The following is a 7694-nucleotide window of genomic DNA, read 5'->3' as shown; positions in this document are numbered from 1 at the left end:
CCGACCTCTTCGACGTCGATCTCGAAGACGGTGCGCTTGTCACCCTGGGCCTCGTACGTCCGCGACTTGAGACGGCCGTTCACGATCACCCGCATGCCGCGCTGCAGGCTCTCGGCCACGTTCTCGGCGGCCTGCCGCCAGACGCTGCACGACATGAACAGCGTCTCGCCGTCCTTCCACTCGCCCGACTGGCGGTCGAACGACCGCGGCGTCGAGGCGATGCGGAAGGAGGCGACCGGTACGCCGCTGCTGGTGAAACGCAGGGTCGGATCCTCGACGAGGTTCCCGACGATGGTGATTACGGTGTCGCCTGCCATGGGGCTCGCTCCGGCTGATCTGATGCCTACTGAGCCGGGGCTCAGTGGACCTCGGGACGGATGACCTTCGTGCGGAGGATCGACTCGCTGAGGTTGAGCTGCCGGTCGAGCTCCTTGACCGTGGCGGGCTCAGCCGACAGGTCGACCACCGCGTAAATGCCTTCGGACTTCTTCTCGATGTCGTACGCCAGGCGCCGCCGGCCCCAGACGTCGACCTTCTCGACGCTCCCGCCGGCGTCCTTGACGACCTTCAGGAACGGGTCGAGCGCCGCCGGAGCGGTGCGCTCGTCGATACCGGGGTCGAGGATCGTCATGACTTCGTAACGACGCATGCTGGTCCCTACCTCCTTTGGACTGGTGCGGTCACGGTCTCTCCGTGACAGGAGGGCTGTTGCGTCTCCCGCGGCGGTCGGCTGCCCGGATCGCCGGGCGGACCTGCCGCGGGACCGATACAGGCTACCAACTCGACCGACGCCGCGTGACCGGGTTCCCCACGTCAGTGCCTCGCGCCGGGACGCGCGCCCTGCCGGGCGCCCGGCCGCGGCCCCGGACGGGACGCCTTCGCGCAGCGCCGCCGTTCCAGCTCGGTCATGATGTCGGTCATGCGGGCGCGCATCCGGGCGGTCTGCGTCGTCAGCAGCGTCAGCTCCTCCACCAGTTCCGCGTCCCCGATCAGCGCCAGCTCGCTGTGGTCCATTGCCTCGCCTCCGCCTTCTCCCCGCTTCCCCTCGGGGCGGCCTCGACTCGTTCTCGAATCCGTGTTCGACCGTACCGGGTGCCGCCGACATTTTCGCCCGGCCAGCGCAGGTTGATCCTCTCCCGTCCCGGGAACCCTTAGATCACCCGTCCGCCCGGTCGGCCGGCCCACCGGCGCCGAGCGGTGCCACACCACGAGGAGGTCCGATGCCACAGGAGGCAGCCGGGAGCAGGCAGGGCGTCGCCGCCCGGCCCGACGTCCAGACCGAATCGCACGCGGTGGGCAACGGTCTCGCCGCCGCCTCCATCACGATCGGGATCGCCGCCCTCATCCTGGGCTGGGTTCCCTCGACCCACCTCGCCGGCGCGATCGCGGCCGTCATCGGCCTGCCGCTCGCGCTCTACTCGCAGATGGTCTCCGGGACGATCAACCAGCGCTGGCTCAACGTCATCGGCATGGTCGCCGCGTTCCTCGGCGGCGCGTTCGCGCTGAGCCACGGCGGTTTCTCGGTCTGACCCGTCGCCGCAGGGCCGCTCCCCGGGCGCGCGCAGCCGCCCGGGGAGCGGTTCCGTGCGCCGGACCGTGCGCGAAGTCGCACCACGCTGTCGTCCCCCGCGGCTAACCTCGGATGCATGCGCATCGGAGCCCATGTCGACCAGACCAACCCGCTGGACAACGCCCGCGCCATCGGCGCCGACGTCGTGCAGTTCTTCCTGGGCGACCCGCAGGGGTGGAAGAAGCCCGTGCTGCCCGAGGGCGTCGAGGCGCTGGCGGGTTCCGGGGTGGACGTGTTCGTGCACGCGCGTACACGATCAACGTGGCGACGTCCAACAACCGGATCCGGATCCCGAGCCGCAAGAACCTCACGCAGCAGCTGGAGGCGGCGGCGTCCATCGGCGCGAAGGCGCTGATCGTGCACGGCGGGCACGTGCTGAAGGACGACGACCCGGAAGCCGGCTTCGAGAACTGGCGCAAGGTGTTCGAGCGGGTCGAGTGCCCGATCCCGGTCTACATCGAGAACACCGCGGGCGGCGGCAACGCGATGGCGCGCAAGTTCGACCGGATCGCCCGGCTGTGGGAAGTGCTGTCGGGCGTCCCGGGGCTGGAGTCCAAGCTCGGGTTCTGCCTCGACACCTGCCACGCGCACGCGGCGGGCGAGGCGCTCGTCGACGCCGTCGACCGGATCAAGGCCATCACCGGACGCATCGACCTCGTGCACTGCAACGACAGCCGGGACGCGTTCGGGTCCGGCGCCGACCGGCACGCCAACCTCGGCAAGGGCAGCATCGACACCGACCTCATCCTCACCGTGGTCCGCGCGGCGGACGCGCCGGTGGTGGTGGAGACGCCCGGCGCCGGGCAGGCCGACGACATCGCCTGGCTGCGCGAGAACCTGGACTGACGGGCCGGTTCCGGCCGGACGGCAGCCTGCGCGAAGATCGCGGGAACCGGGACGGCGCGCGCCGCATCTAACCCGTGGACGATGCAGGATGGCGCCGCGATCCGTTCGTGGGTCACACTGGCATAATCCGAGAACCCAGTCCTCAGCGCACGCGCGATCTCGCCGGCGGGCGCGCGAACCGAACGGGGAACCCATGGCCCAGCCCCCTTACGACCCCTACGGTTACGGGTCGCAGGATCCGTACGCCCAGTCCTACCAGCCGCAGCCCGCGGTCCAGCACCATCACTACGGTGGTCCGCCGTCGGCGCCCCCGACCAACGGCATGGCGACCGCGTCCATGGTGTGCGGCCTGATCGGCATCGTGTTCTGCGGGTTCACCGCGATCCTGGCGATCATCTTCGGGCACGTCGCGCAGTCCCAGATCCGCCGGACGCGCGAGGGCGGCTCCGGCATGGCGACGGCGGGCCTGGTCATGGGCTACATCGTCACGGCCATCTGGGCGATCGTCTGGGTCATCTACATCTTCGTCATCGCCGCGGCCGCGGGCAGCAGCGCCACCTATTGACCGTCGGGCCGGCCCGTCGGACCGGTCCGTCCGGTCGGCCCGTCACGCGAGCCGGGGAACGCCCGCCACCTCCACGCCGACGCTCGACAGGAGCACCGTCATGGGGGTGGCGGTGTCGCGTCGGCGCTTGACCGCCCCGGCGAAGAGGTCCAGCACCGCGCGGAACGCCGGCTGGTCGTCCTCGGCGAGTTCGGACCACGTCTCGTACAGGACCACGTAGCCGTGTTCCGCGGGCGCCCATGACAGGTCGGTCAGGGCGCTCTCCAGGGCGTCCCAGGTGACGCCCACCCCCTCGGGGAACTCCAACGTCTCCCTGCACAGCCGCAGGAACCCGTCGCTGTCGCAGCGCGGCGTCCGTCCAGGTGGAAGCCGCGCCAGCCGGCCTCGGCGGCCCGTCCGGTCCAGGCCGTGTCGCCGATCGCCCCCGGCGTGGGGGGCGTCCGCCACTGGTAGACGTCCGGCGACAGCCGTCCGGCGATCAGTTCGTCCAGTGCTCGATTCGCGTCCACGTCATCTCCCCGGTGGTTCGCGCGCCCCCGCGTCCGCGGGGTCCCGGGCAACGGCGATCATGCCCCGGAAACCTCCGGAAAACCATCTGAATCCTGCACAATCCGGTCGTCCGGTCCGGTATCCCCGCAGGGCAGGGGGCTCCGGCGCGGCGCATTTTCTCGAAGTCCCCGCGAGGCCCGCACCCCTTCCCGTACGGCCCCGCCGCGACGACGCCGCCTACGGGACGGCCGGTGCCGCGCCCGCGCGGACCGTCCGGCGCGCGGAGCGCCACCGCCCGAGCGACACCACGTCGTCCGCGCCGTCGAGGAAGCCGCCCGCGGGGTCGTCCGTCCCGTCGATTCTGACCATGTCGGCGGACGGGCGCAGCACGTCCCACACGATGAGCCCCGCGAGCACGAGGACGGTCACGAACCGTGCCAGGAGCGCGATGCCGTAGACGTCCTGACTGATGCCGCCCTCGGGTGCGTTCAGGCTCAGCACCGCCGACAGGGTGCCGGAAAGGTCCTGGCCGGGCGTCTGCGCGGACACCGACAGCAGGAACCACCAGATCCCGAAGAAGTAGACGATCTCGCCGATCTGCCAGACGACGAACGCGGGCAGCTTCGGCCGGGCCAGCACCGCGAGCGGCAGCAGCCACAGCACGTACTGCGGCGACCAGACCTTGTTGGGCAGCATGAACGCCACCAGGACGAGGAACATCAACTGCGCCAGCCGGGGGCGGCGCGGCGCCGCGAGCGCCAGCACGGCGATGCCGACGCAGAGCGCGAAGGTCGTCCCGGTGCCGAGGAGGTTCAACCGGTCGGTGTCGTCCAGGCCGGGCATTCCCTGGTCGCGGAGGAAGAACCAGATCGATCCCCAGTCGATGCCGCGTTCCTGGCTGAACGTGTAGAACTGCAGCCACCCGTCCCAGGCGAACAGCATCACGGGCAGGTTGACCGCGAGCCACGCGACGGCCGTGCCCGCGAGCATCCGTCCCATCGCCCGCCACTGGCCCGCGCGCACACAGAGCAGGACTAGCGGCCCCAGGAACAGCAGCGGATAGAACTTCGCCGCGATGGCCAGCCCCAGCAGGACGCCCGCGAGCGCCGGGCGCCGCTTCGACCACGCCGCCAGCGCCAGCGCCGACAGTCCGACGGCCAGCAGGTCCCAGTTGATGTACGCGCTGAGCAGCAGCGCGGGGGACAGGGCGACCATCAGCCCGGTGCGCAGCGAGCGCCGCCCGGCCGTGTACGCCGTCGCCAGGACGGTCGCGACCGCGCAGCCGGCGAGCAGCAGCACGGTCACGTTGTAGAACGCCATGCCCCGCCCGGCGTCGTCGAACGGGCCGACGAGCCAGGCGACGAGCTGCATGAAGCCGCCGCTCAGCACCGGGTACTCGACGAACCGGATGTCGGTGCCGGGGAACGAGTCGAAGTACGGGAGCAGCCCGTCGTTCAGCCCCCGCACGTAGTAGAGCGGGTAGACGTCGGTGTAGCAGGCGTTCGTCGTCGTCTCGATGAAGTCAACCCGGAGGACGCGCACGGCCGTTTCTGCAGCCAGCCCAGAAGGCACACCAGGGCCGTGACGCCCGTCAGGACCGGGACGAGACGTGCCATGCGCCCGCGTACGGCGGCGGTCTCGGCGTCGGGCTTCACGAGCCTCTCAGAAGACGACGACATGGACAGCAAGACTATTGGTCATCGGCGCCCGCCCGCGCCCGCGCCTTCCCCGCGACGGGAGAGGCCCGGAGCCTCGCGGCTCCGGGCCTCTCCGACCGGTCGGCGAACGGTCACGCCCGTCCGGTTTCTGCTCTGTCGTCTACTTCAGTTGTTCTGCGCACCCGATCCGTCCGGGTTGTCGGTGTCTTCCTCCCGGCACTCGGCGACGGTCTGGCGGTTGTCGCCCTTGTCGCACCACCAGTCGGGGAAGCCCGGCGGGGGCAGGTTCGGGTTGCAGTTCGGCGGCATGTTCCCGCTGGGGGTGAGGCAGGGCTGGCCCGTGGTGCTCGGATCCGGAGTCTTCGACGGGCTGGTCGACGGCGACGGCGACTGGCTGCCGCACTCCGGCCGGTCCCGTCGGCCGTTCCCGTTCTGCCCGGGGCCGCAGGAGGGCGAGTTCGTCGGCGACGGCGACGTCGACGGCGGCGGCGTCGTCTCCTCGGGCTTCGCCCACGACGCGATGTCGCCGCCGTAGACCGGGGGCTGGAACTGCTCGACCGGCTGCCCCTTGTGCGCCTGCATCATGAACAGCTTGAACAGGTCGGCCGGGGCCGAACCACCATAGACCTGGGTGTAGTCGCCGACACCCATCAGCGACTGCCGGTTGCCCTTCTCGTCCTGGCGCCACATGGCCACCGCGGTGGCGAGCTGCGGGGTGTAGCCGACGAACCACGCCGACCGGTGCTTGTCGGTGGTACCGGTCTTACCGGCGACCGGACGGTCCGGGAGGGCCGCGCCCTTACCGGTACCGGACGTGACCACGTCGCGCATCGCCGCGGTCGCGTCCCGCGCGACGCCCTCCTCGAAGACCCGCTCGCTCTCGCCCCACGGGTTCTTGTCGATGACCTCGCCGTCCTCGTTCTTCACCGGCTGGCCGTTGATCTTCTCGATCGACTTGATCACGTGCGCCGGGCGGTGCACGCCGCCGGCCGCGAACGTCGAGTACACCGACGCCATCGTCACCGCGCTGGCGTCGAAGACGCCGAGCGGCAGCGAGGTGACGGGCTCGAGACCGGAGTCCTTCATGCCCATCTTCTTGGCGGTGTCGATGACGTTGTTGAGACCGACCTTCTGGCCGAGCTCCACGTACGCCGTGTTGATGGACAGCTCGGTCATCTCTTGGAGGGTGTAGGTGCCGTCCTCCGCGGTGTTGTCGTTGGTGAACGACGTGCCGTTGATGGTCCGCTTGTAACTGCCGTCCATCGTCGTCTTCAGGCTGATGCCCTGGCTGAGCGCGGTCGCGAGGACGATCGGCTTGAACGACGAACCCGGCTGCACCTTGCCCTGGAACGAGTCGTCGAACTGCTGTTCCTTGTAGCCGGGGCCGCCGTACGCGGCGATCACCCCGCCCGTCTTGGGGTCGACCGCGCTGAGCCCGAAGTGGATGTCGTCGCCGAAGTTGTTGTCCTTGCGCATCTTCTCGACGGCCTTGGCGGTGAACGCCTGCAGGTCCTGGTCGAACGTCGTCGTGATCTTCAGGCCCTCGGTCTCCAGCGCCTGCTCCGGGAGGCCGAGCGCCTTCAGCTCATTGATGACGCGCTCGCGCAGGTAGCCGGTCTGCGGGCCGCCGTCGACGTCGCTCCACTCCTTCTCGGTCTGCGGGAACTTCATCGCCTGGCGCTTGCTCTCCTCGAGCCAGCCCGACTCGACCATGCCGTTCAGGACGTAGTTCCAGCGGTTGACCAGCGCTTCCTTGGCCTTCTTCTTCGCCGGATCGGTCGGGTTGCCGTAGGTGACGAAGTAGCTCGGCTGCTGGATCATCGCGGCGAGCATCGCGGCCTGCTCGACGGTGAGCTTGTCGACCGTCGTGTGGAAGTAGGCGCGCGCCGCCGCCTGGATGCCGTACGCCTGCCGGCCGAAGGGGACCGTGTTGAGGTAGAGCTCGAGGATGTTCTCCTTCTTCTCCTCGTTGCCCAACCGGATGGAGATCATGATCTCCTTCAGCTTCCGGTCGATGCTGCGCTCCTGGCTGAGCCCCACGAAGTAGTTGCGGGCGAGCTGCTGGGTGATCGTCGACGCGCCGGTGACGTCGCCGCCGGTCGCGGCCGTCACGACCGCGCGGGCGATGCCGGTGGGGGACACGCCCGGTTCCGTCCAGAACTTGCGGTCCTCGGCCGCCAGCACCGCGTTCTGCACGTGCTTCGGCACCTCGGACAGCGGGACGCTGGTGCGGTTCATCCCGACGCGGGCCAGCACCTCGCCGTCCTTGAACTCGATCACCGAGGACTGCCGGACGGCGTCCGCCTGCGCCTCGTCCGGGATCGGCGTCTTGACGTACACCACGACCAGCAGCGTGGTCATGGCGAGGATTCCCACGGTGATCACCGAGACGGTGATCTTCCAGGACGGTACGTACTTGCGCCAGCCGGTCTTCTCCGGCTTGTCGGACGGCTTGCCGCGCCGCCCGCCGGGTCCGCCCGGGCCACCGGGCCCGCCGCCCTTGCCCCTGGAGCCGCTGGGCCCGCCCGGACCGCCGGGACGCCCCGGCCCGCCGGGTCCGCCGGGG

General features: G+C 70.1%; 10 protein-coding genes. 4 read left to right on the top strand and 6 right to left on the bottom strand.

Annotated features, from left to right (window positions below; all coding sequences use genetic code 11):
- The 3 genes from BJF79_RS27630 to BJF79_RS27620 all read right to left on the bottom strand — a co-directional run.
- On the bottom strand, positions 1–317 hold a 317-nt coding region (locus tag BJF79_RS27630; RefSeq protein ID WP_143220210.1), incomplete at its 3' end, for a single-stranded DNA-binding protein.
- Between the two features lie 41 nt (positions 318–358).
- Positions 359–649: a 30S ribosomal protein S6 gene (gene rpsF / locus BJF79_RS27625; protein WP_075901725.1), complete on the bottom strand. Its 291-nt coding sequence runs from the start codon at positions 647–649 to the stop codon at positions 359–361.
- A 164-nt stretch (positions 650–813) separates the two neighbouring features.
- Positions 814–1014, bottom strand: a complete 201-nt coding sequence (locus tag BJF79_RS27620; RefSeq protein WP_075901723.1) for a hypothetical protein — start codon at positions 1012–1014, stop codon at positions 814–816.
- 206 nt (positions 1015–1220) lie between these two features.
- Between BJF79_RS27620 and BJF79_RS27615 the strand changes: the two genes are divergently transcribed.
- The 4 genes from BJF79_RS27615 to BJF79_RS27605 all read left to right on the top strand — a co-directional run bounded on the left by BJF79_RS27615 (position 1221) and on the right by BJF79_RS27605 (position 2981).
- On the top strand, positions 1221–1529 hold the full coding sequence (locus BJF79_RS27615; RefSeq protein WP_075901721.1) for a hypothetical protein: 309 nt from the start codon (positions 1221–1223) through the stop codon (positions 1527–1529).
- A gap of 117 nt (positions 1530–1646) precedes the next feature.
- A complete protein-coding gene (locus BJF79_RS61890; protein WP_262402675.1) occupies positions 1647–1925 on the top strand; it encodes a hypothetical protein in 279 nt (92 codons plus the stop codon).
- Complete coding sequence (locus tag BJF79_RS27610; RefSeq protein WP_262402674.1) at positions 1832–2416, top strand: deoxyribonuclease IV; 585 nt, start codon at positions 1832–1834, stop codon at positions 2414–2416. Before BJF79_RS61890 ends, BJF79_RS27610 begins: the two co-directional genes overlap by 94 nt.
- Positions 2417–2609: 193 nt before the next feature.
- Positions 2610–2981 carry a DUF4190 domain-containing protein gene (locus BJF79_RS27605; protein WP_075901719.1) on the top strand — a complete coding sequence of 124 codons (372 nt, stop codon included), beginning with the start codon at positions 2610–2612 and terminating at the stop codon, positions 2979–2981.
- A gap of 42 nt (positions 2982–3023) precedes the next feature.
- Here BJF79_RS27605 and BJF79_RS27600 read toward each other — a convergent pair whose 3' ends face one another.
- The 3 genes from BJF79_RS27600 to BJF79_RS27590 form a co-directional block, all read right to left on the bottom strand.
- Positions 3024–3428, bottom strand: coding sequence for a barstar family protein (locus tag BJF79_RS27600; RefSeq protein WP_075901717.1), 405 nt, complete (start codon positions 3426–3428; stop codon positions 3024–3026).
- 279 nt (positions 3429–3707) lie between these two features.
- The gene (locus BJF79_RS27595; protein WP_262402673.1) at positions 3708–5012 is read right to left on the bottom strand and encodes a glycosyltransferase family 87 protein; all 1305 of its coding nucleotides are present in this window, start codon (positions 5010–5012) and stop codon (positions 3708–3710) included.
- A gap of 281 nt (positions 5013–5293) precedes the next feature.
- Positions 5294–7694, bottom strand: a 2401-nt coding sequence (locus BJF79_RS27590) for a transglycosylase domain-containing protein (protein ID WP_262402672.1), incomplete at its 5' end; no start/stop codon positions are given.

It is taken from the genome of Actinomadura sp. CNU-125, assembly GCF_001942465.1.
GTDB lineage: Bacteria > Actinomycetota > Actinomycetes > Streptosporangiales > Streptosporangiaceae > Spirillospora.
Note: the sequence above shows the minus strand (reverse complement) of the source record. Positions and strands in the feature narration are given on the sequence as shown.